Source organism: Streptomyces sp. NPDC058864 (assembly GCF_042742985.1).
In the GTDB taxonomy this organism is placed as follows: Bacteria; Actinomycetota; Actinomycetes; order Streptomycetales; family Streptomycetaceae; genus Actinacidiphila.
The window spans coordinates 33,454-58,237 of record NZ_JBHYMQ010000033.1 but is presented as its reverse complement, the minus strand read 5'-3'; the positions used below and the strand labels follow the sequence as shown (position 1 = coordinate 58,237).

General features: G+C 72.0%; 25 protein-coding genes and 1 pseudogene. 12 read left to right on the top strand and 14 right to left on the bottom strand.

Annotated elements, in window-relative coordinates; translation table 11 throughout:
• The first annotated feature begins 6 nt into the window (after positions 1-6).
• The gene (gene tap / locus ACFW3D_RS24100; protein WP_500506903.1) at positions 7-2,085 is read left to right on the top strand and encodes a telomere-associated protein Tap; all 2,079 of its coding nucleotides are present in this window, start codon (positions 7-9) and stop codon (positions 2,083-2,085) included.
• A 15-nt stretch (positions 2,086-2,100) separates the two neighbouring features.
• Positions 2,101-2,649, top strand: a complete 549-nt coding sequence (gene tpg, locus ACFW3D_RS24095; protein ID WP_500506947.1) for a telomere-protecting terminal protein Tpg — start codon at positions 2,101-2,103, stop codon at positions 2,647-2,649.
• Positions 2,650-2,882: 233 nt separating this feature from the next.
• Here the strand turns inward: tpg and ACFW3D_RS24090 are convergent, their stop codons facing one another.
• Both ACFW3D_RS24090 and ACFW3D_RS24085 read right to left on the bottom strand, forming a co-directional pair.
• The gene (locus ACFW3D_RS24090) at positions 2,883-3,404 is read right to left on the bottom strand and encodes a P-loop nucleotide/nucleoside kinase family protein (RefSeq protein WP_500506902.1); all 522 of its coding nucleotides are present in this window, start codon (positions 3,402-3,404) and stop codon (positions 2,883-2,885) included.
• 11 nt (positions 3,405-3,415) lie between these two features.
• Positions 3,416-3,934: a hypothetical protein gene (locus tag ACFW3D_RS24085; protein WP_500506901.1), complete on the bottom strand. Its 519-nt coding sequence runs from the start codon at positions 3,932-3,934 to the stop codon at positions 3,416-3,418.
• A gap of 132 nt (positions 3,935-4,066) precedes the next feature.
• Here ACFW3D_RS24085 and ACFW3D_RS24080 point away from each other — a divergent pair, with 132 nt between their 5' ends.
• Positions 4,067-4,663 carry an SMI1/KNR4 family protein gene (locus tag ACFW3D_RS24080; RefSeq protein ID WP_500506900.1) on the top strand — a complete coding sequence of 199 codons (597 nt, stop codon included), beginning with the start codon at positions 4,067-4,069 and terminating at the stop codon, positions 4,661-4,663.
• Between the two features lie 24 nt (positions 4,664-4,687).
• On the opposite strand, the gene ACFW3D_RS24075 is transcribed toward ACFW3D_RS24080, so the two are convergent.
• Both ACFW3D_RS24075 and ACFW3D_RS24070 read right to left on the bottom strand, forming a co-directional pair.
• Positions 4,688-5,266, bottom strand: a complete 579-nt coding sequence (locus tag ACFW3D_RS24075) for a GNAT family N-acetyltransferase (protein ID WP_500506899.1) — start codon at positions 5,264-5,266, stop codon at positions 4,688-4,690.
• Between the two features lie 142 nt (positions 5,267-5,408).
• Positions 5,409-6,512 (bottom strand): NADH:flavin oxidoreductase/NADH oxidase, encoded by a 1,104-nt coding sequence (locus ACFW3D_RS24070; RefSeq protein ID WP_500506897.1) that lies wholly within the window; start codon positions 6,510-6,512, stop codon positions 5,409-5,411.
• A 333-nt stretch (positions 6,513-6,845) separates the two neighbouring features.
• On the opposite strand from ACFW3D_RS24070, the gene ACFW3D_RS24065 reads away from it, so the two are divergent.
• Together ACFW3D_RS24065 and ACFW3D_RS24060 are read left to right on the top strand one after the other, a co-directional pair.
• Positions 6,846-7,856 (top strand): aldo/keto reductase, encoded by a 1,011-nt coding sequence (locus tag ACFW3D_RS24065; RefSeq protein ID WP_500506896.1) that lies wholly within the window; start codon positions 6,846-6,848, stop codon positions 7,854-7,856.
• 42 nt (positions 7,857-7,898) lie between these two features.
• On the top strand, positions 7,899-8,318 hold the full coding sequence (locus tag ACFW3D_RS24060; protein ID WP_500506894.1) for an SRPBCC family protein: 420 nt from the start codon (positions 7,899-7,901) through the stop codon (positions 8,316-8,318).
• 72 nt (positions 8,319-8,390) lie between these two features.
• Here ACFW3D_RS24060 and ACFW3D_RS24055 read toward each other — a convergent pair whose 3' ends face one another.
• Positions 8,391-10,733 carry an FdhF/YdeP family oxidoreductase gene (locus ACFW3D_RS24055; RefSeq protein WP_500506892.1) on the bottom strand — a complete coding sequence of 781 codons (2,343 nt, stop codon included), beginning with the start codon at positions 10,731-10,733 and terminating at the stop codon, positions 8,391-8,393.
• Positions 10,734-10,875: 142 nt separating this feature from the next.
• Between ACFW3D_RS24055 and ACFW3D_RS24050 the strand changes: the two genes are divergently transcribed.
• Positions 10,876-11,214, top strand: coding sequence for a putative quinol monooxygenase (locus ACFW3D_RS24050; RefSeq protein ID WP_500506889.1), 339 nt, complete (start codon positions 10,876-10,878; stop codon positions 11,212-11,214).
• Between the two features lie 13 nt (positions 11,215-11,227).
• Here the strand turns inward: ACFW3D_RS24050 and ACFW3D_RS24045 are convergent.
• Positions 11,228-11,535 (bottom strand): annotated as a pseudogene (locus ACFW3D_RS24045) (SDR family NAD(P)-dependent oxidoreductase); the annotation flags it as partial.
• A gap of 157 nt (positions 11,536-11,692) precedes the next feature.
• Between ACFW3D_RS24045 and ACFW3D_RS24040 the strand changes: the two are divergent.
• Positions 11,693-12,085 (top strand): hypothetical protein, encoded by a 393-nt coding sequence (locus ACFW3D_RS24040; protein WP_500506887.1) that lies wholly within the window; start codon positions 11,693-11,695, stop codon positions 12,083-12,085.
• 39 nt (positions 12,086-12,124) lie between these two features.
• On the top strand, positions 12,125-12,988 hold the full coding sequence (locus ACFW3D_RS24035) for an alpha/beta fold hydrolase (RefSeq protein WP_500506885.1): 864 nt from the start codon (positions 12,125-12,127) through the stop codon (positions 12,986-12,988).
• Positions 12,989-13,099: 111 nt separating this feature from the next.
• On the opposite strand, the gene ACFW3D_RS24030 is transcribed toward ACFW3D_RS24035, so the two are convergent.
• Together ACFW3D_RS24030 and ACFW3D_RS24025 are read right to left on the bottom strand one after the other, a co-directional pair.
• The gene (locus ACFW3D_RS24030; protein WP_500506883.1) at positions 13,100-13,927 is read right to left on the bottom strand and encodes an aldo/keto reductase; all 828 of its coding nucleotides are present in this window, start codon (positions 13,925-13,927) and stop codon (positions 13,100-13,102) included.
• 168 nt (positions 13,928-14,095) lie between these two features.
• Positions 14,096-14,566 (bottom strand): MarR family winged helix-turn-helix transcriptional regulator, encoded by a 471-nt coding sequence (locus ACFW3D_RS24025; protein ID WP_500506881.1) that lies wholly within the window; start codon positions 14,564-14,566, stop codon positions 14,096-14,098.
• A gap of 166 nt (positions 14,567-14,732) precedes the next feature.
• Between ACFW3D_RS24025 and ACFW3D_RS24020 the strand changes: the two genes are divergently transcribed.
• Together ACFW3D_RS24020 and ACFW3D_RS24015 are read left to right on the top strand one after the other, a co-directional pair.
• Entirely contained in the window at positions 14,733-15,947 is a 1,215-nt protein-coding gene (locus ACFW3D_RS24020; protein ID WP_500506879.1) for an MFS transporter, read from the top strand.
• A gap of 80 nt (positions 15,948-16,027) precedes the next feature.
• Positions 16,028-17,029: an LLM class oxidoreductase gene (locus tag ACFW3D_RS24015; RefSeq protein ID WP_500506877.1), complete on the top strand. Its 1,002-nt coding sequence runs from the start codon at positions 16,028-16,030 to the stop codon at positions 17,027-17,029.
• A 76-nt stretch (positions 17,030-17,105) separates the two neighbouring features.
• Here the strand turns inward: ACFW3D_RS24015 and ACFW3D_RS24010 are convergent, their stop codons facing one another.
• The 5 genes from ACFW3D_RS24010 to ACFW3D_RS23990 all read right to left on the bottom strand — a co-directional run bounded on the left by ACFW3D_RS24010 (position 17,106) and on the right by ACFW3D_RS23990 (position 22,345).
• Complete coding sequence (locus ACFW3D_RS24010; protein WP_500506874.1) at positions 17,106-19,445, bottom strand: glycoside hydrolase family 65 protein; 2,340 nt, start codon at positions 19,443-19,445, stop codon at positions 17,106-17,108.
• Entirely contained in the window at positions 19,442-20,185 is a 744-nt protein-coding gene (locus tag ACFW3D_RS24005) for an HAD family hydrolase (RefSeq protein WP_500506872.1), read from the bottom strand. Before ACFW3D_RS24005 ends, ACFW3D_RS24010 begins: the two co-directional genes overlap by 4 nt.
• A 269-nt stretch (positions 20,186-20,454) precedes the next feature.
• A complete protein-coding gene (locus ACFW3D_RS24000; RefSeq protein ID WP_500506870.1) occupies positions 20,455-20,973 on the bottom strand; it encodes a YrhB domain-containing protein in 519 nt (172 codons plus the stop codon).
• Between the two features lie 50 nt (positions 20,974-21,023).
• A complete protein-coding gene (locus ACFW3D_RS23995) occupies positions 21,024-21,545 on the bottom strand; it encodes an SRPBCC family protein (protein WP_500506868.1) in 522 nt (173 codons plus the stop codon).
• Between the two features lie 158 nt (positions 21,546-21,703).
• Positions 21,704-22,345, bottom strand: coding sequence for a TetR/AcrR family transcriptional regulator (locus ACFW3D_RS23990; RefSeq protein ID WP_500506866.1), 642 nt, complete (start codon positions 22,343-22,345; stop codon positions 21,704-21,706).
• A gap of 135 nt (positions 22,346-22,480) precedes the next feature.
• Between ACFW3D_RS23990 and ACFW3D_RS23985 the strand changes: the two genes are divergently transcribed.
• On the top strand, positions 22,481-23,218 hold the full coding sequence (locus tag ACFW3D_RS23985; protein WP_500506864.1) for an SDR family NAD(P)-dependent oxidoreductase: 738 nt from the start codon (positions 22,481-22,483) through the stop codon (positions 23,216-23,218).
• A 94-nt stretch (positions 23,219-23,312) separates the two neighbouring features.
• On the opposite strand, the gene ACFW3D_RS23980 is transcribed toward ACFW3D_RS23985, so the two are convergent.
• Positions 23,313-24,005 carry a FadR/GntR family transcriptional regulator gene (locus tag ACFW3D_RS23980; protein ID WP_500506862.1) on the bottom strand — a complete coding sequence of 231 codons (693 nt, stop codon included), beginning with the start codon at positions 24,003-24,005 and terminating at the stop codon, positions 23,313-23,315.
• 195 nt (positions 24,006-24,200) lie between these two features.
• On the opposite strand from ACFW3D_RS23980, the gene ACFW3D_RS23975 reads away from it, so the two are divergent.
• Positions 24,201-24,782: a hypothetical protein gene (locus tag ACFW3D_RS23975; protein WP_500506860.1), complete on the top strand. Its 582-nt coding sequence runs from the start codon at positions 24,201-24,203 to the stop codon at positions 24,780-24,782.
• Positions 24,783-24,784: the final 2 nt, after the last annotated feature.

The following is a 24,784-nucleotide window of genomic DNA, read 5'->3' as shown; positions in this document are numbered from 1 at the left end:
CGCCGCATGGCCAGCACGTCCGATCCCGTCGACGCCCTCCTGAAGTCGGGGCCGCGGCGGACCCGTCTGCCCGAGCCCGCCGAACGCGCCCGGCTGCGCACCGAGTACGGCCTGACCCAGGCGGAGGTCGCCGAGGCGCTCGACGTGACCCGGACGACCGTGGCCGGGTGGGAGGCCGGCCGCAGCGAGCCGCAGGGCGCCACCCGTGCCGCGTACGTCAAGCTGCTGGACGGCATCGCCGCACAACTCGGCATCGCGGAAGGTGCTCCCGCGCCCGCTGCCGTGACCACTCCCGTCCCGGCCCCTGCTCAGGCGCCCCCCACCGCTCCGGCGCCCCCGCCCGTCAACCCGTCCGCCGCTCCCGGGCGGTCGGCGCCCGCCCCCGCGCGGAAGGAAGCGGCGCCCGTGGCGGCCGAAGCGGATCCGCGTTACGCCCACGGTCCGCTCGCCGTGCTGGACGGTGACGGCAACGCCTACTGCGCCGGCGGTCTCGTGCTGCCGTGCCCGGCGACCGACGTGCCGTCGCTCGTCACCTGGACGCTCGCCGAGGCGAAGCTCGGCGCGCCGCGGCTGCACCGCAACGGCAAGGACGCCGACCCGCTGATCGTCCTGACCGCTCCGGCCGCCGAACGCCTCGGCCTGCCCGTCGCCCTGGAGGACCGCCGGGCCCTGCGCCTGCCCGCGGACCACAAGGTCGTACGGCAGATCGCTCGTGCCAAGTGGCAGCTCACCCGCCGCGGCTTCGGCCCCTGGGCCCGGGTCTACCGCCCGGCGCAGGACGGCAGGCGTCACTGCGTGCAGCTCGCCGTCCTGCCCTGGGGCGCGCTCGACACCCGTTCCTGGGGCGACGCGGAGCAGCTGCCGCCCCCGGAACTCGCCCAGCTGCTCGCGGACTACGCGCACCGCGTCCTCACCCCGCGCGGCTCCACAGCGGTCAGCGGCCTGGAGCTCATGACGGCCCTGCGCCCGCCGACCAGGGCCGTCAGGGACCAGGCGACCGGTGCCTGGGTCTCCGGACCGAACCCCGGCGCCCTCACGGAGCCCGTGGACCCGGCGCCCCCCGAGGCCCCCGACGAACACCCCGTCGTGGCCTCGCGGTTCCCGCGCGGACACCGCCGCACCCCGGAGGAGGTCCTCGACGAGGAGGCCTTCGAGTGGATCCGGGACCCGCAACTGCTCACCGACGACGAGTGCGCCCGGAGGTTCGCGGTCGGGATCGACGTCAACATGGCGTTCGCCGCCGCCGCGAACCGGCTGAACGTCGGCCTCGGCGCCGCCGTCCACGTCCGCGCCCCGGAGTTCGACAAGGCGCTGCCCGGCTCCTGGCTCGTCGACCTCTCGCACGTCGACGTCGACCCGCGCCTGCCGAACCCGTTCACCCCTGACGGCACCCGCCCCGGGGGCCCCGCCTGGTACGCCACCCCGACCGTCGCCTACGCCGTCGAACTCGGCCACGAGGTGCGCCCGGCCGAGGCGTACGTCCGCCCCGAGCACGGCGCGTACCTAGACGCCTGGTACGGCCGGCTGCGCGACGCCTACATGGCCACCATGGCCGAACTCGGCGTCGTCCCCGGCATGCCGGAGGCCGAGTTCCTCGACGCGATGGAACACCACAAGGACGCCGACCCGGTCCGCGCGGCCCTCCTGTCGGCCGTCAAGGCCACCGTCAAGGGCGGCATCGGCAAGCTCCGCGAGCGCCCCCAGGGCGCCGGCTACCGACCGGGGGAGCGCTGGCCGGCACTCGAACGCCCCACGTGGCGCCCCGACATCCGCGCCGCCGTCATCGCCACCGCGCGCGTCAACATGCACCGCAAGATGGTCAGGTTCGCCGCCGCGGGCCTCTTCCCGGTGGCCGTGCTGTCCGACTGCGCCGTGTATCTGTCCGACGGCCCGGGCCCGCTGGACTTCCTGCCGCGCACACCGGAGGGCAAGCCGCTGCCCGGCGGTTTCCGGCTCGGCGTCTCGCCCGGGATGGTCAAGCACGAGGGCACGCAGTCCCTCATGTGGGCCGTGGAACTGCTGGAGGACGGCCACAACCCCGCCCGCCACATCAAGGGCGGCGACGCCGCACTCGACGGAGAGTAGGAGAGCCCGGTGGGCATGCTCGGCGACGGCCTGGACAAGGCCACGGCGAAGACCCTCACACGCCCCGTGCCCAAGTCGGCGCAGGCCCAGATGCGGTTCCTGGTCAAGCAGGAGAAGGGCACCAGGGCCGTCGCCGCACTGCTCGGCGTCTCGCAGCGCACCGTCGAGCGCTACCTGACGGGCCAGATCAAACGCCCCCGCAAGGACCTCGCCACCCGCCTCGAGGACGAGGTCCGCAGGAGATGGCAGCCCCGCGTCCGCGAGCGCGCCCGGCAGCGCGCGGCCGCCACCGGCGGCATCGTCATCGAGACCCGCGCCCGCTTCGGCTTCACGGCCGCCCCGGGCTCCACCGACGACGCCCGCGTCCGCCTCGTCACCCAGGCCCTGCCTCCCGACTACGCCGCCCGCCTCTTCGCCGCCCAGTCCGAGGGCGCCGGCGAGGACCGACTCCGCGCCATCGCGGCCGAGGGCCTCCAGGAGATCTACTTCAAGGACCGGGGCCGCCGCGCCCAGGGACTGCAGGTCGACTTCACCGACATCGACTACGTCGAGTTCGAGTTCTGAGCCGGTTCAAGGCCGCGGGCGCCTCCCCACCAGCCCGGGCGTGGCGGTGGACGCACTACGGGAACTCCACCGCCCGGGCGAAGTCGCGTCGCCGACCGGGGATTACGTCGCCGTGCGGTAGGCGACGCGTGCGGACCACACTTGGGCCGGCTGAGTTGATGCCGCACTGAAGTCCGCTTCCTGTGCGCGAAGTGCGCGGCGCGGACAGGGCGACGTCCAAGGCGTGCACCGTGTCAGTTCTTGAGCGCCTCCGCGATCCGCAGGGCCGCCTCGGCGGGCGTGAGGTGCGTGGTGTCGACGACCTCGGCCTCGTCGTGCAGCCAGGTACGGGCCGCCTCGGCGTAGGGCTCCAGGTGCTCGAGGCGGAATGTGGAGGGCCCGAGAACCGTGTCCCCCTCGATGCGCCCCCGGAGGGTCTCCTGGTCGGCGTGGAGGACGAAGTGCCGCACCGGGATGGCGTGATCGGCGAGACCCGCGCTGATCTCGCGCCAGTACTCCTCGACCAGGACCGTCATGGGCATCACAAGGGTGCCGCCGGTGTAGTCGAGCACCCGGCGGGCGGTCTCGACCACGAGCGGCCGCCACGGAGGCCAGTGCTGGAAGTTGCCCTTCTCGGGCAGCCCCGGTGTGATGTCCATGAGCGTCTCGCCGACCTTCTCGGCGTCGAACACCCGCGAATCCGGGAGCAGTTGCTGCACCAGCGCACTGGTCGTCGTCTTGCCCGCGCCGTGGGTGCCGTTGAGCCATACGATCATGGACGTCGACGCTAGCCCCGTGTGGCCCACGGGAACAAGCACGGCAGCGGCGCCGCGACCGCGCGACGCACCTCGGCATGCGGATGCTCCGCGAGGCGGGCGAGGAGCCCGGACGTCGTCCAGAGCGCGAGTTCCGCGACCACCCCGATCTCCGGATCGGCCGCGAGGGCACGCGCGACGTCCTCCGGGAGACCGGGGCAGCCGGCCAGCCTCTCCCGCTGCTCGGGGGAGCCCGTGCCGGCCAGTAGACGCGTCCACTCCGATGGTCCCGCGCCTTCCTCGAGCAGGGCGAGGGCGACGAACGGCCGGGCGACGGGATCGACGTCGGCCGCGGTGAGACGCCCTCCGTACGCCAGCTGCAGCGCCGCACCTTCATCGCGGGCGGCCAGGGCGACCACCTGCGCACGGGCGAGGTCGGGCCGCTCGGCGAGGGCTTCGGCGAGTTCGCCGTCCGCGGTCGCGATCAGCCGGTCGACCAACTCGCGCGGCAGCGAGGGATTGCCGGCCAGGCCGGGCAGGACGTCACTCACGGGCCACCATCGTGCGGGAACCCCCGCTGGTCGGCGCGGCAATTTCGTACGGTGCGCGCCCCGGTGGCCTGGGCCCCGGTCGGCCCGGATAGCGTGGCGCCGACCCTTCCACCCATCGTCGCGGAGCAGCGCATGTCCTCGCTGGACGAGTTGCGGGCCCTGCTGGGCGAACCCGCCCTCAGGCAACCGGATGCCGAGGACTGGGCGGAGGTGGAGCGGTACGTGGGATCGGCCCTGCCCGGCGACTTCAAGGCGTTCCTCGACGCGTACGGCACCAGGGTGGTTTCCGGCGAGCTCGTCGTCTTCCACCCGAGAGGGGCGACACCGTTGCCGGACCGCATGGCCAGGACGCATCAGCGGTTCGCACAACGCCGCGACACGGCGGCGGAGTCGGGCGATCCGGAGCGCTACCCGTATGCCTTCCACCCCGCACCCGGCGGACTGATCTCCTGGGGCTACGACTACAGCGGCGACGAGCACTTCTTCCTGCCCTGTGACGCCGATCCCGACCGCTGGAAGGTCGTCACCATGGTCCACGAGGTGGGGTGCGAGACCTTCGACGGCTCCTTATCGGCCTTCGTGCTCGCGTTCGTGGAGCGTCTGGCCTCCCTGGACCGCTTCCACGGACTCGACCCGGAGGACCTGGAGTTCCTGGAGCCGGAGGATCCGGCCGAGCTCGTCGCCGACGGGGAGATCGGCCCGGTCCCGCCGGGCTTCGAGCCGGGCTGACCGCCGTCGCCGTCCGCCGGGGCGTCACGCCGTCATCGAGAAGCGCCGGCACACGTGCACCCGGCTGAACTCCGCGCGCATGCGGGCCTCGTCCTCCAGCCCGGCGTGCAGGAAGGCGCCCATGAGCCGCAGGCCGGGGCGGGGGGTGAGGATCGCGCGGCCCGGTTCGCCGGGGGCGGTGTACTGATGGGCGTACACGTGCAGGTAGTGGTCGCTCTCCGCGAACCCCATGGCGCGGTACCAGGCGAGGGTGCCCGGGTCGTCGCGGGTCCAGGCGTCGAGGGTCGTCGCGCCCCGCTCGCGGACCTCGGCGCGGGTGCGGTGCAGCAGGGCGCGGCCGAGGCCGCGGTGCTGGTGGTCGGGGTGGACGGCGACAGTGTCGATCGTCGCCAGCGTGGTGTCGGTGGTGCCGACGGCGGTGTCCATGATGGCGACGACCGTGCCCGACCCGTCGACGGCGACGAGTTCCAGGCCGGGGGCCGGGATCGGCGGTTTGGCGCGGTCGACGTCGTCGTAGTAGGCGGTGCCCAGGAAGGAGAGCACCCTGCAGCGGAGCCAGGAGGCCTCGTCCGCCGGTGCGTACTCACGCAGCGTGTAGGTCATGTCGCGGAAAACCCCGTGTGCCGTCGGTGGATGACGGACGTGATGCTCCCCGCGCCGGACGGCACGGCGCAAGGTGATTTCGCCGCCCGGCGCCCCGTCCCCGCCGCACCTCGTGCGGCGGGGACGGGGCGTGTCACTTCGGTCAGGCGCGGTGGTACTGAACCGGGGTGTTGACCTTCCCGCCCAGCGCCGAGGCCGCGTGGCGCGCCCAGTACGGGTCGCGCAGCAGCTCGCGGCCGAGGAGGACGGCGTCGGCCTTGCCGGAGCCGACGATGGCCTGCGCCTGGTCGGGCTCGGTGATGAGACCGACGGCGGCGACGGGCATACCGGTCTCTTCGCGGACGCGCTCGGCGAACGGCACCTGGTAGTCGGGAGCCGCGACGATCTTGGCGTTCGGGGCGTTGCCGCCCGTGGAGACGTCCATCAGGTCCACGCCCCGGGCCTGCAGCTCCTTGGCGAGACGGACGGTGTCGTCACCGGTCCAGCCCTCGCGGTCGTCGTCGGCGTTCTCGCTGAGCCAGTCGGTCGCCGAGATGCGGAAGAAGACCGGCAGGTCCTGCGGCCACACGGCGCGGACGGCGTCGACGACCTCCAGCGCGAAGCGGGTGCGTCCCGCGAAGTCGCCGCCGTAGCCGTCGGTGCGGCGGTTGCTGTGCGGGGAAAGGAACTGATTGATGAGGTATCCGTGGGCCCCGTGGATCTCGGCGACCTGGAACCCGGCGTCGAGGGCACGCCGGGCGGCGTCGGCGAAGTCCGCCACGATCCGGCCGATCTGCTCGGTGCTGAGCTCCTCCGGCATGGTGGAGCCGGTGTCGAACGGGACGGCGCTGGGGCCGGCCGGTGTCCAGCCGTGCTGCTCGCCCGGAGGAATGGGAGCGCCGCGGTCGACCCAGGTCCGCTCGGTGGAGGCCTTGCGCCCGGCGTGGGCGAGCTGGATGCCGGGCACGGTGCCCTGGGACTTCAGGAACGCGGTGATCCGCCGGAAGGCCTCTACCTGGGTGTCGTTCCAGATGCCGAGGTCGTACGGGCTGATGCGGCCCTCGGGGCTGACCGCGGTGGCCTCGGTGATGATCAGTCCGGTACCGCCGGCGGCCCGCGCCGCGAGGTGCGTGAAGTGCCAGTCGTTCGGCACGCCCGCCTGCTCGCCGTCCGGTGCCGCGCTGTACTGGCACATGGAGGCCATCCAGATCCGGTTCGGGACGGTCAGCGACCGGAGGGTGAGGGGCTCGAACAGGGTGGTGGTCACGAAGCAGTCTCCTCTGGGGGCGGTCGGGGCCGGGCCGCGCGGCGACGAGTCGGTACAGCGTTCATGCGCCTGCGCCCTACAGGCTCAATCAATAATTGCACGCGCGGATTAATTCCCGCACGGCGGCCGGCCCGCGACAATTGGACAACGCGGATATGAGGCGCTTGCATTAGTCCGCGCCTGCAAGTATCTTCGGTTTCCGTAAGGCGCTGGGCCGTCCAGCGCGACTCCGGCGGACGCCGGGCCCCCGGCACCCCGGAGGCGACCCCTCACAACCCGGCCCCCGCGGTGGAGCACCACGCACCCCGCACACGGCCCTCGAAAGGCATCATCATGTCGCTCAAGGAACTCATCCCCGGCCGTCTCGGCTTCGGTACCGCCCCCCTCGGCAACATGTTCCGCGCCATCCCCGAGGAGGAGGTGAGCGCGACCCTGGAGGCCGCCTGGGACCAGGGCATCCGCTTCTACGACACGGCCCCCTTCTACGGCGCGGGCCTCGCGGAGCTACGGCTCGGCGAGCTGCTCTCGCAGAAGCCCCGCGACGCGTTCGTGCTGGCGAGCAAGGTCGGCCGCGTCATCCTGGACGAGCCCGAGCCGGGTGCCCGTGACCTCGGTGAGAAGGGCGGGCTGTTCGAGCACGGCCGCCCGAACGCGATGCTCCACGAGTGGACCGCCGACGCCACCGAGCGGTCGATCGAGGGCAGCCTGAAGCGCCTGGGCGTCGACCGCCTGGACATCGTCTGGGTGCACGACATCGCCCAGGACTTCCACGGCGACCTCTGGCTGAGCAAGTTCGAGGAGGCCCGCACCGGCGCCTTCCGCGTGCTGTCCCGGCTCCGTGACGAGGGCGTCATCAAGGCCTGGGGCCTCGGTGTGAACCGGGTCGAGCCCATCGAGCTGACGCTCGACCTGGACGAGCCGCAGCCCGACGGCTTCCTGCTCGCCGGCCGCTACACCCTGCTGGACCACGCGCGCCCGCTGCAGCGGCTGCTGCCGAAGGCGCAGGAGCAGGGCGTCGGCATGGTCGTCGGCGGGCCCTACAGCTCCGGGGTGCTCGCCGGAGGCACGCACTTCGAGTACCAGGACGCGCCCCCGGAGGTCGTCGAGCGCGTCCGCCGCATCAAGGAGATCACGGCCCGCCACGGGGTGAGCATCAAGGCGGCGGCCCTGCAGTTCTCCCTCGCGCACCCGGTGGCCGTCGCGGCCGTCCCGGGCGCCACCAAGCCGGGCCGCATCGCCGAGGACATCGCCGCGCTCCACGAGGACGTCCCGGCCGAGTTCTGGGCCGACCTCCGTGCCTCCGGCCTCGTCAGCCCCGCCGCGCCCCTCCCGAACGGCGCCTGACCACCCCCGCCCCTGCCCACCTGCAAGTCAAGGAGCAAGAGCATGGCGTCCACGTCGGTCAGCCGAGTGGTACCCGCATCGCCCGAACGCGTCTGGAACCTGATCGGCGGCTTCGACGCGCTGCCCGACTGGCTCCCGTTCATCCCCGAGAGCACCCCGCTGGAGGGCGGTCGGGTGCGCAGGCTCCGCACCCCCGAGGGCGACGTGATCGTCGAGCGCTTGGTGGCCTTCAGCGAAGCCGAGCGCCACTACGCGTACGCGATCGTTGAAGCGCCCTTCCCCGTGACCGGATACGTCTCCGACCTGCGGGTCCACGCCGTGCCCGGGCAGCCGGAGGCCGCCGAGGTCGTCTGGAGCGGCCGGTTCGTCCCCGACGGCGCCGACGAGGCGGAGGTGGTCGAGCTGTTCACCGGCATCTACCGCGACGGCCTCGAAGCGCTCCACGGCACGCTCACGGGCTGAACCCGCGCGGACGCTCCCCCGTCGTGTCCGGTGACGGGGGAGCGTCGGCGCGTCGTGGCGCCGGGAGCGGCCTCAGCGGGTGGGGGCGATGGTGACCTTGACGTTCTTCATCAGCGGCTGGTCGCTCTGGCTGCTGTAGTCGTTGGCGGCGATGAGCACGTTCATCTCCGGCATGTAGCCGGCCGCGCAGCCGCGGGGCATGTCGTAGGGCAGCGCGCGGTAGCCGGTGAGGGCCCGCCGGCTGCCGTCCTTGGCCGTCGCGGTGAGGTCCACGAGACCGCCGGGCTCGATGTCCCGGGCGCGCATGTCGGCCGGGTTCATCAGGACGAGGGTGCGCAGGTTCCGCACGCCGCGGTACCGGTCGTCGTCCGAGTAGATCGTGGTGTTCCACTGGTCGTGGGAGCGCATCGTCTGCAGGACGAGCATCCCGTCGCGGGGCACCACGTCCGGCAGCGGCGCAGCGGAGAACTCGGCGCGCCCGGAAGGGGTGAAGAAGACCAGTTCACGGGCGGGCTGGCGGATCCGGAAGCCCAGCGGCAGCCGGACACGGCGGTTGAAGTCCTCGAACCCGTCGAGGACCTTGGCCATGGTGTCGCGGATGCGGTCGTAGTCCTCGACGTAGTGCTCCCAGGGCGTGGAACTGCCCGGGAGGGCGGCGCGGGCCATGCCGGCGATGACGGCCGGCTCGGACAGCAGGTGGGACGACGCGGGCCGCTTCATGCCGACGGACAGGTGCACCATGCTCATGGAGTCCTCGACCGATGTCGCCTGCAACCCGCGCCGCTGCTCGTCCTTCTCGGTGCGGCCCAGGCACGGCAGGATCAGGGCCCGCTCGCCGTGGACCAGGTGGCTGCGGTTGAGCTTGGTGCTCACCTGCACGGTCAGCGCGCACTTGGCGAGTCCCCGGGCGGTGTACGGGGTGTCGGGCGCGGCGAGCGCGAAGTTGCCGCCCATCCCGACGAACACCTTGACCTTGCCCTCGTGCATGGCGGCGATGGTGCCCACCGTGTCCAGCCCGTGCTCCCGGGGCGGGTCGATGCCGCAGACCGCGGCGAGCCGGTCCAGGAAGGCCGCGGCCGGCCGGTGGTCGATGCCGCATGTACGGTTGCCCTGGACGTTGCTGTGGCCGCGTACGGGGGAGGGTCCGGCGCCCTCGCGTCCCAGGTTGCCGCGGAGGAGCAGGACGTTGACGATCTCGCGGACGGTGTCCACGCCGTGCTCGTGCTGGCTCACCCCGAGGCACCAGCTGATCAGGGTGCGGTCCGAGCGTGAGTAGACGGCCGCGGCCTTGAGGATGTCGGCGCGGGTCAGCCCGGACTGGAGTTCCAGTTCCTCCCAGGGCGTGGCCTCGCACAGGGCGCGGTACTCCTCGAACCCGTGGGTGTACCGCTCGATGAACTCCCGGTCCAGTGCCTTGGGGTCGCCGGCCGACTGTTCCAGCACGGCCTTGGCGATGCCCCGCATGAGCGCCATGTCACCGCCGGCGCGCACCTGCAGGTTGAGGGTGCTGGTCCGGGTCGACTTGAACAGGGCCATGTCCGTGATCTCGTGCGGCACGATCGTCCGGGTGGCCGCCGCCTCGATCAGCGGGTTGACGTGCACGATCTGGGCGCCGCGCCGGTAGGCGTCGGCGAGGGCGGTGAGCATCCGCGGCGCGTTCGAGGCCGCGTTGACGCCCATGATGAACAGGGCCTCGGCGGACTCCCAGTCCTTGAGGTCGGCGGTGCCCTTGCCGGTGCCCAGGGACGCCTGCAGCGCCCGGCCCGATGCCTCGTGGCACATGTTGGAGCAGTCCGGCAGGTTGTTCGTGCCGAACTCCCTGGCCAGCAACTGGTAGAGGAAGGTGGCCTCGTTGCCGAGTCTGCCGGAGGTGTAGAAGGAGGCCTCGTCGGGGCTGTCCAGGGCGCGGAGTTCACGGCCGACGAGATCGAAGGCGGCCTGCCAGGAGATGGGCACGTAGTGGTCCGTGCCGGGGTCGTACACCATGGGTTCGGTGAGCCGGCCCTGGTCCTCGAGGGCGAAGTCGGTCCAGGTCGACAGCTCGGTGACGGTGTGGGCGGCGAAGAAGTCCCGTGTCACGCGCTTGGGTGTCATCTCCCAGGTCACGTGCTTGATGCCGTTCTCGCAGATGTCGAGCTTGAGCCCCTTGGTGTCGTCGGGCCACGCGCATCCGGGACAGTCGAAGCCGCCGTTCTCGTGGTTCATCTTGAAGATCGCCCGGGGGCCGTCGACCAGTGCGTGTTCCCGCAGCAGCACCCGGGTGACGCTCTTGGCGGCGCCCCATCCGGCGGCCGGGTGGTGGTAGCCGTGCTGGGACGGCCGCTTGTCGTCGGCCGGCCCCTCGCCGCCGGTCGGCGGCACCTCTGGCCGGCCGTCGCCGGGTGCCACCGGTTCGTTCACACCCTGGACGCTCATACTGATCACCTTCGGGGTAAATGTGACATTAAACGATGATCTCTACCCTATGGGGGTAGAAAGGGCGCTGTCCTCCCGGACGTGCAGCGGGACGGCCAGCCGCCGGCCCGCGGGCGCCCCGGACGGTGAGGTGAGCGAAGCCATGGGTCACATCTCCGCGAACAACTGGCCGCTGGACGGCGCGCGACCCGGCCAGGTCGTCGTGATCGCCCGCTGGACCCCCGCCCCCGGCAACCACGATGCGGTCCTCGCCGCCTTCGCCGAGCTGGTCGGCGCATCCCGGGCCGAGCCGGGCTGCCTGGGGTACCGGGCCTTCCACCCCGACGGCACCGACCGGGGCGACATCGTGGTGGTCGAGCGCTACACCGACCGGGAGGCCCTGGACGCGCACCGCGGCAGCGTCCACTTCCGGAGCCTCGCGCTGGAGCGGATCGTCCCGCTGCTCCAGGACCGCCAGGTGGTCGTGATGACGGTCTCCTGAACCCCGTAAGGCGTCAGGGGACGATGGCGTCCACGTAGCCGCTGTCGACCCGCAGGGCGCCGCTAGTGGTGGTGGCCGGGGCGAGGTCCGAGCTCAGGTACACCACCATGTTGGCGATCACCGAGTTGACGGTGACCCCGCTGCCCGCTGCCCGCTCGGCGAAGCCGCGCCGAGGGCGAGCAGCGCGGTCTTGGACATGCCGTAGTGGATCATTTCGGCCCGCGTCGCGACCGCCGAGTCGCCGGCGACGTACTGGACGCGGCCTCGGTCCCGTTGGAGCGTCCGGGGCAGGTGGACGCGCGTGAGGCGGGCCGCGGCGAGCTGCCGGGGCGCGACCGTCCGACTCTCAGCCTTCCCGGGCGGCGCCGCGGTACCCGGTGGGCGCGCCGTGCGGGGGACGTACCGGCGTGCCCGCGCCCGGCGCGCACCTGACGGCGTATTAGCTGTGAGCGAAGATCGGCGTCAGCGAGGAGTGGACATGACGACGGCAACGGCGCAGGGGCCCGCGGAGGAGTTCCGGCGGCTCAGTGACGGCGACGCGGAGCTGCGCGCTCACGGGGCGTACTTCAGCTGCACCTACCTGCTGGACATGGAACGGCACGCCTTCCTGGTGCGCATGCACCGCGGCCGGGTGGAGGACCTCGTCGTCGACCCCGAGCCGCTCACGGCCTACGACTTCGCCATCAGGGCGGGCGCCGCGACCTGGCGGGAGTTCTGCACGCCGGTGCCGAAGCCGATGTACCACGGCATCTGGGCGGCGAGCTTCCAGCGGGACATGCGGCTCGAGGGAGACCTGCTGGTGCTCATGCAGAACCTGCGTTGCCTTACCCGTCAGCTGGAACTGCTCCGCCTCACCGGCCCGCTGGGCTGAACCACCGCTCCGGCCACGCACCGCCGAAAGGACCCCTTCATGGGCACCGCCTCCCGCATCTCCCCGGTGACCGGCCACTACGTCACGATCGACGTGGAGGACGTCCAGTACAAGGTCTTCTACCTGGAGAACGGCCAGGGACAGCCGCTGGTGTGCCAGCACACGGCGGGCTGCCACAACCACCAGTGGCGCGGCCTCCTGGAGGACGAGGAGATCACCGCGAACCACCGCGTCATCGCCTACGACCTCGCGCGCCACGGCAAGTCGGACCCGCCGCTGAACAAGGAGTGGTGGAAGGAGGAGTACAAGCTCACCGCCGACCACTACGTCGCCTTCATCACCGCGTTCTGCGACGCGCTCGGCCTGGAGGACCCGATCTTCATGGGTTCCTCCTTCGGCGGGAACGTGGCCCTGCAGTTGGCGCTGCGGCACCCGGACCGCTTCAAGGCGGTGATCCCGGTGGAGGGCGCCGACTATTCCCCGGGCTTCTACCTCGACTGGTGGCAGCATCCGCACGCCAACGCGGCACAGGTCTGCGCCAGCGGCGTGTGGGACCTGATGGCCCCGCAGTCGCCCGACGCGGACCGCTGGGCGACCTGGTTCTACTACAGCCAGGGCTCCGAGGCGTTCAAGGGCGACCTGTACTTCTACTCCGTCGACCACGACCTGCGGGGCAGGCTGGGGGAGATCGACGGGGAGCGCTGCCCGGTCGTCATGCTCACCGGCGAGTACGACTACCTGACCACTCCCGAGGACGGAGCCCGCACCGCGGAGCAGATCCGTGGGGCCGAGTTCATCGAGATGAAGGAGATCGGGCACTTCCCGATGAGCGAGAACTACCCGCGCTTCGCCGGGTACCTCAAGCAGGCGCTGCGACGCATCGAGGAGCGCACCGCTACCTGAGCCCGTTGAGCCCCGCGAGCCATGTGCGCCATGTGTGCCGGTGGACCGACCGCCGGGCCGCGGGGTGCGGCCGCGGTCCGGCGGACGGGACGGCCCCCGGCCCCGAGACGGTCAGTTGAAGGTGTCGGGGTCCGGGCCGATGCGGGTGCCGTTGTCGAGGGCGGTGATCGCCGCGACGTCGGCGTCGGAGAGCGCGAAGTCGAAGACATCGATGTTCTGGCGGATCCGCTCGGGGGTCACCGACTTGGGGATGACCACGTTGCCGATCTGCAGGTGCCAGCGCAGGATCACCTGGGCCGGGGTCCTGCCCAGACGCCCGGCGATGCCGGTGACGACCGGGTCCTTCAGGACGGCGCCCTGGGCGAGCGGGCTCCACGCCTCCGTGGCGATGCCGTGCCGGGCGTGGAAGGCGCGCAGTTCGGCCTGCTGGAGCTGGGGGTGCAGCTCCACCTGGTTGACGGCGGGGACGACGTCGCTGTTGTCGATCAGCCGCTGCAGGTGCTCGGGCTGGAAGTTCGAGACGCCGATGGCACGGGCCCGGCCCTCGGCGTGGATCTTCTCGAAGGCCCGCCAGGTGTCCAGGTACGCGTCCCGGGCCGGGACCGGCCAGTGGATCAGGTAGAGGTCCACGTGGTCGAGGCCGAGCTTGGCGAGGGAGGCGTCGAAGGCGGCGAGGGTGCTGTCATAGCCCTGGTCGGCGTTCCACAGCTTGGTGGTGACGAACAGTTCGTCGCGGGCGACGCCGGAGGCGGCGAGAGCCTGCCCGACACCGGCCTCGTTGCCGTAGATCGACGCGGTGTCGATGCTGCGGTAGCCGCTCTCCAGGGCCGACGTGACGGCGGCCGCGGTCTCGGCGTCGGGCACCTGGAAGACGCCGAAGCCGAGCTGCGGCATGGTGACGCCGTTGTTGAGGGTGATGTCCGGGGTGGGGGTGGTCATGGTGCTGATCCTTTCGCGTCGCGGCCGGCGACGGGCGCCGGTGCGAGTGCGGACGGGTGAACGTCCCGGGAGGGGGCGGGGCGCGCCCTTCCCGTGCTCCACGACCAGATTAGTTGCGCACGCTGTTAATTGCAAACGCTGAATAATTTCGTGCGCGGATTTGCGGGGTCAGGACGCCGGGACCTTCGCGCCCTGCAGGTCCTCCACCGCCTTGACCAGGGGGGCGAGCTCCGGGACGAGTGCCGCCTCGTCCATCGCCGCGCGCAGTGCCGCGTTGTTCGTCGGGCGGGCCTCCTCCAGCAGCTTCAGGCCGGACTCGGTCACGTCCGTGTAGATGCCGCGCCGGTCGGTGGGGCAGAGGTAGCGGGCCAGCAGGCCACGGTCCTCCAGTCGGGTGACCAGACGGGTCGTCGCCGACTGGCTGAGTACGACGGCGTCGGCGACCTGGCGCATCTGCAGGTGGCCGCCTTCGCCGTCGTGCTGACGGCTGAGGACGTCGAGCAGCGAGTACTCGCGCACGCTCAGGTCGTGATGGGTCTGCAGCTGCTTCTCGATCCGTCCCTCGATCCGTCCGTGCAGCAGTGACAGGGCGTGCCACCCCTGGGCGAGGGCGGTCAGTGCCGGATCGGTGGCGGTCATCGAAGTCCCCTTCATGCGGCGGCTGCGGGTGCGGGTGAAGGCTGTTCGCCCGCACTGGCCATGGTAAGCCGCCGCCCGAAGATGTCCAGCGCTTGACGTTATAGCGCGTCTGCAATTATTGTTGACGCTCGTTAGGTGCCACTGCAACATCTGGAAGGTCGCCGCCATGCCTCTCGCGCTCCTGGCCCTCGCCATCGGGGCTTTCGGGATCGGAACCACCGAATTCGTGATCATGGGCCTGCTGCCCGAGGTCGCCACCGACTTCGGGGTCTCGGTCCCCACCGCCGGCCTTCTCGTGACCGGTTACGGACTCGGCGTCATGATCGGCGCGCCGATCATGACGCTGCTCGGCACCAAGGCGTCCCGCAAGAACATGCTCATGCTGCTCATGGGCGTGTTCGTGCTCGGCAACCTGGTCTCCGCCCTGGCACCGTCCTTCGGTGTGATGATGACCGGGCGCATCCTCGCGTCCTTCACCCACGGCGCCTTCTTCGGCATCGGCTCGGTCGTCGCCGCCGACCTGGTGGCCCCCGAGAAGAAGGCACGCGCGATCTCCATGATGTTCGCCGGCCTCACCGTGGCCAACGTGATCGGTGTGCCGCTGGGCACCTTCATCGGGCAGAACGCAGGCTGGCGCGTGACCTTCTTCGTCGTCGCCGGCCTCGGCGTCGTCGGCCTGGCCGGCGTCCTCAAGCTGGTGCCCGAGATGCCGAAGCCGCAGGGCGTGCGCCTGCGCCACGAACTGGGAGCCTTCCGCAACGTCCAGGTCCTGCTGGCCATGGCGATGACCGTGCTCGGCTTCGGCGGCGTCTTCGCGGCCATCACGTACATCGCGCCGATGATGACCGAGGTCACCGGCTTTGCCGACGCGTCCATCACCTGGCTGCTGGTGCTGTTCGGCGTCGGCATGGTCGTCGGCAACCTGGTCGGCGGCAAGTACGCCGACCGCGCCCTGATGCCGATGCTCTACACGGCGCTGGGCTCCCTGGCCGCCGTACTGGCGCTGTTCGCCCTCACCGCGCACAACGAGTTCACCGCCGGTGCGACGATCTTCCTGATCGGCGCACTGGGCTTCGCGACCGTGCCGCCGCTGCAGAAGCGGGTCCTGGACCAGGCGTCCGGCGCCCCCACCCTGGCCTCGGCCGTCAACATCGGCGCCTTCAACCTCGGCAACGCCCTGTCCGCCTGGCTGGGCGGGGTCGTGATCGCCGCGGGCTTCGGCTACACCTCGCCGAACCTCGTCGGGGCGGTCCTGACCGCCTCCGCCCTCGTTCTCGCGATCGTCTCGGCGGCGCTGGAGAGGGGCCGCGGCGGCCGCCGCAGCCGCGTCGCCGCCGGGGCCGCGCCCGCCGAGGAGCCCGTCCTCACCTCCCGGCACTGACCGCGGGGGCCGGGGCCGGGACAGCAGGAACCCACGGTCCCGGCCCCGCCCCGACTCCGCATCCGACGAAGGCCCGCACCATGACCAGCACCGCCCTCACCCGCCTCACCGGTCCGCACCGGCGGCTCACCCTCGGACTCGAGCTGCCGCTGGACAACGACTGGGGAGCCGGCCGCCTCGCCGCCGACCAGCAGGCCGGCCGCCCCTTCGGGGTGCCCGACCTGAGCGGTCACGCCGACCTCGCCCGGCTCGCCGACCGCCTCGGCTTCACCGCCCTGTGGCTGCGCGACGTCCCGCTGTACGACCCGCTGGGCTTCGGCGACGCCGGATCGGTCTTCGACGTCTTCGCCTACCTCGGCCACCTCGCCGCGCTCACGGATCACGTCGTGCTCGGCACCTCCGCCGTCGTCCTGCCGCTGCGCAGCCCCCTGCACGTCGCCAAGGCCGCCGCCACCGTCGACGTGCTCTCCGGGGGACGGCTCGTCCTGGGCCTGGCCAGCGGGGACCGTCCCGTGGAGTACCCGCTGTTCGGCGCCGACTTCGACGGCCGTGGGCAGGCGTTCCGCGACGGCGTGCGCACCCTGCGCGCCGCCTGGGCCACCCCCGCTCCCGGTCAGGGGCTGACCCTGCCCGGTACCGGGCTCCGGGCCGAACGCCGGATCGACGTCCTGCCGAAGCCCATGGGCGGTGACATCCCGGTCGCGGTGGCGGGCAGCGCCCGTCAGAGCCCGGAGTGGATCGCCGAGCACGCGGACGCGAGCCTGAACTATCCGCGCCCGCTCGACGCCCTGCGGGACACCGTCTGCCGGTGGCGGGAACTCACCGGCGGACGGGACAAGCCCTACGTCACGCCCATGCTGCTCGACCTGCTCGCGGACCCCGCGGCCCCGCCCGAGCCGATCCGCCTCGGCCTGCGCACCGGCCGCGCCGCCCTCCTGGACCACCTGGGGGCGATGGCGGACCTGGGCGTCGCCCACGTCCCCCTCAACCTTCGTCCGGGGGACCGCCCGGTCGCGGAGGTGCTGCACGAGCTCGCCGAAGAGGTCCTGCCGCATTTCCCCGGCCGCCGAACCGGCAGCTGAACCGGCCGCTCGGCCGCCGGCGCCGGGCCCCGGCCGGGGGACCGGGGCGCCGGCGCAGCGGACGGGCGGCACCAGGTCAGCGATGCCGGGGGCTGCGGCCCGGCGGCTGCTCCGGCGCCGGACGACCGGGGAGGGTCGGCACCTTGCGCGTCTGCGGGCGTTCCACGGTGACGGTGAACAGGTCGTCGTAGTGCCGCAGCTCCAGCGGCTCGCCTTCCAGCAGCGTGTACGTCGCGGCCGCGCCGGTGATCTCCACCCTCAGCCGCCGTCCTCGCACCTGCACCGTGAAGGCGAGCCGCCGCAGCTTCTCCGGCAGCCGGGGTGCGAAGGCGGCGCACCCGTCCCGGTAGCGCATGCCGCCGAAGCCGCCGACCAGGGCGGCCCACGTACCGGCCAGGGAGGCGATGTGCAGGCCGTCGCGGGTGTTGTTCTCCAGATCGTGCAGATCCATCAGCGCCGCCTCGCCAAGGTAGTCGTAGGCGAGGCGCAGATGGCCGACCTCGGCGGCCATGATCGCCTGCGTCGACGCCGACAGGGACGAGTCCCGCACCGTCAGCGGCTCGTAGTAGGCGAAGTTGCGGGCCTTCTGCTCCTCGTCGAAGGCCTGCGGCTGCTTGACCATCGCCAGCACCAGGTCCGCCTGCTTGACGACCTGCCTGCGGTACAGGTCGAAGTAGGGGAAGTGCAGCATCAGCGGGTACTGGTCGGGCTGTGTGGTGGCGAAGTCCCACGCCTGGTGCCGGGTGAAGCCCGCGGACTGCTCGTGGACGCCGATCGCGCTGTCGTAGGGCACGGTCATGGCCGCCGCCGCGTCCCGCCACGCCGCCGTCTCCTCGTCGTCGACGCCGAGGGCCGCGCCCTCCTTGGTGTGGCGTTCGACGATGTCGGCGGCGGCGCGCAGGTTCGCCTGGGCCATCAGGTTGGTGTAGACGTTGTCGTCCGCGATGGCGCTGTACTCGTCGGGCCCGGTGACCCCGTCGATGTGGAAGTTCCCGTGCGGGTCGTGGTGACCGAGGGAGTGCCACATGCGGGCGGTCTCCACCAGGATCTCCACTCCCGTCTCGCGCTCGAATTCCTCGTCGCCCGTGAGGGAGACGTAGCGGATGACGGCGTCGGCGATGTCCGCGTTGATGTGGAACGCGGCCGTTCCCGCCGGCCAGTAACCGGAGCCCTCCGAGCCGTCGATGGTGCGCCACGGGAAGGCGGCGCCCTCGAGGCCGAGCTGGTGGGCTCGCTCCCGGGCGGCGGGCAGCGTGGTCTGGCGCCAGCGCAGGGCCTCCGCGACGGACTCCGGCGAGGTCAGGGTCAGCAGCGGCAGGACGAAGGTCTCCGTGTCCCAGAAGGAGTGCCCGTCGTAGCCCGATCCCGTCAGGCCCTTCGACGGGATCGCGCGCTGCTCGGCGCGCGCGCCGGCCTGCAGGACGTGGAACATGGCGAAGCGGACCGCCTGCTGGATCTCGGCGTCGCCGTCGATCTCCACGTCCGCCCTCGCCCAGAACGCGTCGAGGTAGTCGCGCTGCTCGTCGCACAGCCCCTGCCAGCCGGTGCTGCGGGCACCCGCGAGCGCCGCCTCCACCTGGTCGCGCACGGCGGGCAGCGAACGGACCTGGGACCAGCCGTAGGAGACCATCTTCTCCAGGCGCAGCTTCTCCCCGGCCGCCAGGGAGCTGGTGACGGTGAGCCGGCTGGTGTCGTCCCCGCTCTCGCTGAAGCTCCGCGTCGACGGCGGCCCCTCCACGGCGTGGTCGGCCGCCACGGCGACCCGCAGCCCGGTGACCGAGGTCGAGTGCACCAGGCGCAGACGGTTGTTCAGCGCCTGGTTCTCCTCCGGCTGCAGAGGCGAGTCCAGCACGGCGGAGACCCGGGGGTCGCCCGACGTCCTCGGCAGCTGCTCGTTGGCCACCAGCTCGGACTGGACGACCAGCCGTACGTCGTCCACGGCCTCGACCTCGTACACGACCGCGGCGATGGACCGCTGGGTGAGCGAGATCAGACGGGTCGACGTCACCCGGACGGTGCAGCCGGCCGGTGAGGTCCATTCGCAGGTGCGGCGCAGGTGCCCGGCGCGCAGGTCGAGGACGCGCTCGTGCGAGACGAGCCGTCCGTAGCGCACGTCGAAGGGCTCGTCGTTGACCAGTAGCCGGATGATCTTGCCGTTGGTGACGTTGATGACGGTCTGGCCGGCCTCCGGGTAGCCGTAGCCCGCCTCCGCGTACGGCAGCGGGTGCCGCTCGTGGACACCGTTCAGATAGGAGCCGGGCAGCCCGTGCGGCTCGCCCTCGTCGAGGTTGCCGCGCCAGCCCACGTGGCCGTTGGACAGGGCGAACACCGACTCGCTCTGGGCGAGCACCTCGAGGTCCAGCTCCGTCTCCCGCACGCACCACGGCTCGACCACGTAGGAGGAGTGGCTGATCATGCGTCCGCCTCCAGCAGCTCGGCGAGGTCGCGCACGACGATGTCGGCGCCGTGCGCGCGCAGCGCGTCGGCCTGGCCCACCCGGTCCACCCCCACGACGTAGCCGAAGTGGCCGGAGCGGCCGGCGTCCATGCCGGCCAGCGCGTCCTCGAAGACCACCGCGGCCTTCGCCTCCAGCCCGAATTCGCGCGCCGCCTCCAGGAAGGTGTCCGGATTCGGCTTGCCGGGGAGCTTGCGCTCGGCGGCGACGACGCCGTCGATGCGCACGTCGAAGAGGTCCTCGATGCCGACCGAGACCAGCACGTCGCGGCAGTTGGCACTCGACGACACCACGGCCGTCCGCAGGCCGGCGGCCCGTACGGCCTTCACGTAGCGCACGGAGCCCGGATAGGCCTCGACGCCCTCGGAACGGATCTTCGCCAGCAGGATCTCGTTCTTGCGGTTGCCCACCCCGTGCACCGTGTCGCGCTCGGGCGGGTCGTCCGCGGAACCCTCGGGCAGCTCGATGCCGCGCGAGGCCAGGAAGGCCCGCACGCCGTCCGCGCGTGGGCGGCCGTCGACGTACTCGTCGTAGTCGGCCACCTTGTCGAAGGGGCGGAAGTCCGCGCCCTCCCGGCGGCGCAGGAAGTCGTCGAACACCTCCTTCCAGGCGGCGGCGTGCACGACCGCGGTCTTGGTCAGCACTCCGTCGAGATCGAACAGGCAGGCCCGGATGCCCTCCGGGAGACCGGTCTTCGTCATGCAACGCGCTTCCCCGCAGCGGGCCACCGGCATGCCTCGCACGGCTCCGGACCACCGGGACGCGGGAACAATCCGGGCCGCGGCACGGTTCCACCAGATGCGGGTGCCGTGAGTGGGCCAGTGACCCCGGGCCTCATCGATTCGCCCGTGGGGACGATCGTCCGGCTGAAGCCCCACGGAGCCCCCTGCCGGGGGCGACCGCCACCGCGGCCCCGCACCGTCGACCGGCGCCGGCCAGGTTTCCCCCGTCCTGGCCGGCGTCTTCCCGTTCAGTCGGAGACGGCTTTGAGCACGGGCTCCCGGTACGGCACGAGCGCCTCGGTGACGACGGCGAGCGGACGCGGCGGAGTTTCGGCTCCGGCCTGAAGGGCCGTCACGTAGGCCAGGGCGTCGCCGGAGGTGAGAGCCGGTATCCGTTCCCGCAGCTCGACCATGGCGAACACGCGGCCGCGGGCGGCCGCCGACGCGCGCAGCCGGTCGTCCAGCTCGTCCACCGCGCTCCGCACGGGCAGCCCCCGGACACGGGCCCGGTACTCGTCCTCCCATCCGCCCATGACGTAGTCCACGGGACCGATCGTGTGCAGGCGTCCGTCGGCGCGGTCCACGAGGTACGGCCCGTTGCCGGCCAGGAGGTACCGCGAGTCGCCGGTCCGGGCGTACTCCGCCGACTGGTACAGGACGACCCAGGCCAGCTCGTGCTCCTCGGCCTCCACCACCGCCATGCGTCCGGGGAAGTGCAGGTCCAGGTACTCCTGGACCCTCCGGACCGCCTCCTCGCGCTCGATCATGCGGTGAGCATCCCGCAACCGGCCCGGACAGGGCCAGTGGTCCTTTTGTCCTAGGTCCCGGCCTGGTCCACGCCCCGTCCCCGCTCGGCGGCGGCCTTCAGCATGCGGAGTATCTCCTCGTGGCCCCGGCGGAGCCGCGTGCTGTCGTAGAAGAGCGTGAGCAGCGGCCCGGAGAGCGACTCCTCGATCGTGACCACCGTCCGGCCGTTGTCGGCGGGCGTCATCCGCATCCGGTCGATCGCCCTCATCCAGCCCATCGCCACCCCGGTCCACGACAGCTCCCGCTCGGGCGCCACCACGGCGAAGGTGGACGCGATCCGCGTCCCCCTCAGCTTCCAGCGGAAGCGTGCGTCCGGCTCCAGCGACCCGAGCTCGACGACGCGCGCGTCGGAGCGCCACGTGTCCCAGGCGCGCATGTCGCTGATCAGCTTCCACACCGCGGCGACCGGTGCGTCCACGGTGACCGAGCTCGTCGACCTGACCGGCGCCCGCTCGTCGAGCCTGCCCTTCTTGGCGTACTCCTCGTGCAGTTCCCGCAGCGGTGGGCCCGCATAGAACAGTTTCATCGTCATCCCCCCATGGAGAGCATCGCTTACCAACGAGAGCAATGCTCTCTCTTTGGCATGGGTGCGGTCAAGACCCGTTCGAGGGCATGCGTCGGTTGCCCCGGCGTTCCCCGGAGTGGGGATGGGGGGCGGGGAGAGGGCTGCAGCCGGGCGGGGGGTGCGCCCTACGACGGCGTCGTGGGCTCGCTGATCTCCAGGCGGGCGGGGGGTGGTTCCGGCAGTGGTCCGGCGCCGGTGGCGACCAGCCCGTCGAGGGCCAGCGCGAGGTAGCGGCGCCACGCCTGCGGGTGCGAGGGCAGAAGGGGTGCAGCCGTCTGATGGATGCCGCCGAGCAGGAGGACGACGTCGGTGCCCGTGATGTCGTCGCGCACGGCACCTTGCTCGCGCGCCCGGGCGGTCAGTGCCTCGGCTGCGTCGCAGAGCAGTGCGATGCGGTCCCGGACCTCCGCGTGCTGCAGCGAAGGGCGGCCGATCACCTCGCAGAACGCCCGGTCGGCGGCGAGCACCTCGACGCCGTCGGACATGAACTCCCGCAGTGCCGCCGCCGAGTCGTCGGCCCCGAGGAGGCGGTCGGCCAAGCCGATGAGCTGGTCGAGCATCTGGAGCATGATCGCCGCGAGGAGGTCCTCCTTCGAGGCGAAGTGCCGGAACACCGTGCCCTTGGCGAGGCCGGCCCGCTGGGCGATCTCACCGATCGGCACGTCCACGCCGTGCTCTGCGAACGCGGCCGTCGCCGCCTCGAGCAGCAGGCGTCGATTGCGCACCATGTCCGCCCGCTGGCCCGGAGTGGCCGTCGTCCCGCTCATCCCTGCCTCCTCCCAGGTGTGGAGCCTATCACCAATGTGACCAGGCGGTCAGGTTAGCTGTTAGGGTCAACATGACCCGGCGGTCATCTTCCGTCCGGGTCATGAACCACGAACACGAACTCCTGGGAGAACAACGTGAGCGGCACCCTGGAAGGCAAGGTCGTCCTCGTCACCGGCGCGTCCTCGGGCATCGGCCGGGCCACGGCCATCGCCCTGTCGAAGGCCGGCGCCCGGGTCGCGGCCGGGGCCCGGCGGGCCGATCGGCTGAAGGACCTCGTGCAGGACGCCCCCGGCGAGATGCTCGCCCTCGATCTGGATGTCACCGACCACCAGTCGGTGCGGGACGCGGTGGTGGCGACCGTCGAGCGCTTCGGCGGCCTCGACATCCTGGTCAACAACGCGGGCGTCATGCTCAGCGGCCCGATTCTCGGTGCGGACACCGCGGAGTGGACGCGCATGGTCGAGACCAACCTGCTCGGCTCCATGTACGCGGTCCACGCCGCCCTGCCCCATCTGCTCGAGCGCAAGGGGGCCGTGGTGCAGGTCTCCTCGACCTCGGGGCGTACGGCGACGGCCGCGAGCGGCGCGTACTCGGCCACCAAGTTCGGCGTCACCGCCTTCGCGGAGTCGCTCCGGCAGGAGGTCACCGAGCAGGGGGTCCGGGTTATCGTCGTCGAACCCGGCTTTGTGTCCACCGAGTTGACCAGCCACATCACCAACCCGGCCATCCAGGCCATGGCGAAGAGCATGGCCGAGTCCATGCGGACCCTCCAGCCCGAGGACATCGCCGCCGCCGTCCTGTACGCGGTCACCCAGCCCGATCACGTCGCGGTCAACGAGATCCTGATCCGCCCCACCGACCAGGCCCGCTGACCCCACACTCGGGCCCGCCCCCGGCCCGCGCCGCCCGGCGCGGACCGGGGGCGGCCGCTTCCTCGCCGGACCCCCTCGCCGGGCCCGTCGTGCCTCAGGCCGGTCCCAGGGCCTCCAGCATGATGCGCTGCGTCTCGGCGAGGTACGCCTGGGCCGCCGTGCGGGCCGCGGCCGGGTCGCCGTCGGCGACCGCCGTGACGAGGGGTTCCAGGCGGGCCGCGGCCTCGGCGGGGTCGCGGAAGGGGGCGACGAGGCGGGTGCGCAGGGGCAGGTAGGCGGCGAAGAGGGTGTTCGTGAGGAGCACGTAGACGCGGTTGCCGGTGGCCTGGGCGAGGGCGCGGTGGACCTCGGCGTCGGCCAGTTGGGCGGCGTCGGGATCGGCGGCCGCAGCGACGGCCGCCAGGAGGGTGCGCAGTCCGGTCCGCTGTGGGGGAGTGGCCTTGGCGGCCGCCCGTTCGGCGATCAACGCGCCCACGCCGGCGCGGACTTCGAAGATGTCGGCCAGCCATCCGGAGTTGTGCCGTACGAGCATGGGCAGCAGGTCGGCGCCGCCGACACGCAGGTAGTCGCGGACGCGGGTGCCGACGCCGTGACGGGTCTCCAGGAGTCCGGCCTGGGTGAGCCGGCCGAAGGCGTGCTTCACCGTGGTGCGGGTGACGCCGTAGCCCTCGGCCAGCCGCTGTTCGGGCGGCAGCAGGCTGCCGGCGGGGTGGGTGCCGCCCAGGATGTCCTCCTGCAGGCGGCGTTCCAGTACGTCGACGATGGTCTCGCGGGGCAGTGGCTCCACCGTGGTCGTCCTCTCGAAGCGGTCCGACCCAAGCCCACCCGGCAACGGGGCGGCGCGTCAACACACTCAGGCAGTGGATGAGCCAATCATTCAATGAGTCTGTGTTCAACCTCTTGCCCTGATGTCCCGTCAGCGGCATCCTGCGTGGTGCCCAGGCCCCGTACGCCCCGTCCCCACGACCGCCGGAGTCTGCCCATGCCCCGCTTCCGCCGTTCCTCACGCCTGCTGACCCTGGCCGCGGCCGCCCTGTTCGCGGTGACGGTCACCGCCCCCGCCTCGGCCGACGCTCCCGACCCGTACACCGAGCCGCCGTTCGCCGCCGCCTGCGACTGGCACACGTACGGGGAGGGCGAGACCCCCGACCCGTGGCTCTGGCTGTCCGACCCGGTGTGCGTGGAGTACTCCAAGCGCGACATCACCCTCGACAACGGCGGCGCCGTCCGCTTCCTGCTCGCCGAACCCGCCCGCTTCGCGCTCGCCCTTCCCGTGTGCCGCTACTACCAGCGCGACCACTGGAGCGTGCAGTCCACCACCGGCGCCGTCCCGTACGTCTCCTGGGACGGCCGCTACTGGTTCGACAAGCGGGGCCGGCGAGCGGCGATGCTCCTGACGAACTTCCGGCTCAACGGGGTCACCGTGGGTATCGGCGACCTGGTGGCCGCGCTGCGTCCGCAACTGCCCGAGGTCGCCGACGTCCTTGACGCGTACGGGGACGAGGCCGGCGAGAGCGGACTCGCCGTCACGCTGCCCTTCAGCCTCCTGTGTGCGGGGCGGTAGCC

Coding starts and splice junctions, on each gene's coding strand:
- tap (WP_500506903.1), top strand. CDS start 7: ATGGCCAGCACGTCCGATCCCGTCGACGCCCTCCTGAAGTCGGGGCCG.
- tpg (WP_500506947.1), top strand. CDS start 2,101: ATGCTCGGCGACGGCCTGGACAAGGCCACGGCGAAGACCCTCACACGC.
- ACFW3D_RS24090 (WP_500506902.1), bottom strand. CDS start 3,404: ATGATCGTATGGCTCAACGGCACCCACGGCGCGGGCAAGACGACGACC.
- ACFW3D_RS24080 (WP_500506900.1), top strand. CDS start 4,067: ATGTCCTCGCTGGACGAGTTGCGGGCCCTGCTGGGCGAACCCGCCCTC.
- ACFW3D_RS24075 (WP_500506899.1), bottom strand. CDS start 5,266: ATGACCTACACGCTGCGTGAGTACGCACCGGCGGACGAGGCCTCCTGG.
- ACFW3D_RS24065 (WP_500506896.1), top strand. CDS start 6,846: ATGTCGCTCAAGGAACTCATCCCCGGCCGTCTCGGCTTCGGTACCGCC.
- ACFW3D_RS24060 (WP_500506894.1), top strand. CDS start 7,899: ATGGCGTCCACGTCGGTCAGCCGAGTGGTACCCGCATCGCCCGAACGC.
- ACFW3D_RS24055 (WP_500506892.1), bottom strand. CDS start 10,733: ATGAGCGTCCAGGGTGTGAACGAACCGGTGGCACCCGGCGACGGCCGG.
- ACFW3D_RS24050 (WP_500506889.1), top strand. CDS start 10,876: ATGGGTCACATCTCCGCGAACAACTGGCCGCTGGACGGCGCGCGACCC.
- ACFW3D_RS24040 (WP_500506887.1), top strand. CDS start 11,693: ATGACGACGGCAACGGCGCAGGGGCCCGCGGAGGAGTTCCGGCGGCTC.
- ACFW3D_RS24035 (WP_500506885.1), top strand. CDS start 12,125: ATGGGCACCGCCTCCCGCATCTCCCCGGTGACCGGCCACTACGTCACG.
- ACFW3D_RS24030 (WP_500506883.1), bottom strand. CDS start 13,927: ATGACCACCCCCACCCCGGACATCACCCTCAACAACGGCGTCACCATG.
- ACFW3D_RS24025 (WP_500506881.1), bottom strand. CDS start 14,566: ATGACCGCCACCGATCCGGCACTGACCGCCCTCGCCCAGGGGTGGCAC.
- ACFW3D_RS24020 (WP_500506879.1), top strand. CDS start 14,733: ATGCCTCTCGCGCTCCTGGCCCTCGCCATCGGGGCTTTCGGGATCGGA.
- ACFW3D_RS24015 (WP_500506877.1), top strand. CDS start 16,028: ATGACCAGCACCGCCCTCACCCGCCTCACCGGTCCGCACCGGCGGCTC.
- ACFW3D_RS24010 (WP_500506874.1), bottom strand. CDS start 19,445: ATGATCAGCCACTCCTCCTACGTGGTCGAGCCGTGGTGCGTGCGGGAG.
- ACFW3D_RS24005 (WP_500506872.1), bottom strand. CDS start 20,185: ATGACGAAGACCGGTCTCCCGGAGGGCATCCGGGCCTGCCTGTTCGAT.
- ACFW3D_RS24000 (WP_500506870.1), bottom strand. CDS start 20,973: ATGATCGAGCGCGAGGAGGCGGTCCGGAGGGTCCAGGAGTACCTGGAC.
- ACFW3D_RS23995 (WP_500506868.1), bottom strand. CDS start 21,545: ATGACGATGAAACTGTTCTATGCGGGCCCACCGCTGCGGGAACTGCAC.
- ACFW3D_RS23990 (WP_500506866.1), bottom strand. CDS start 22,345: ATGAGCGGGACGACGGCCACTCCGGGCCAGCGGGCGGACATGGTGCGC.
- ACFW3D_RS23975 (WP_500506860.1), top strand. CDS start 24,201: ATGCCCCGCTTCCGCCGTTCCTCACGCCTGCTGACCCTGGCCGCGGCC.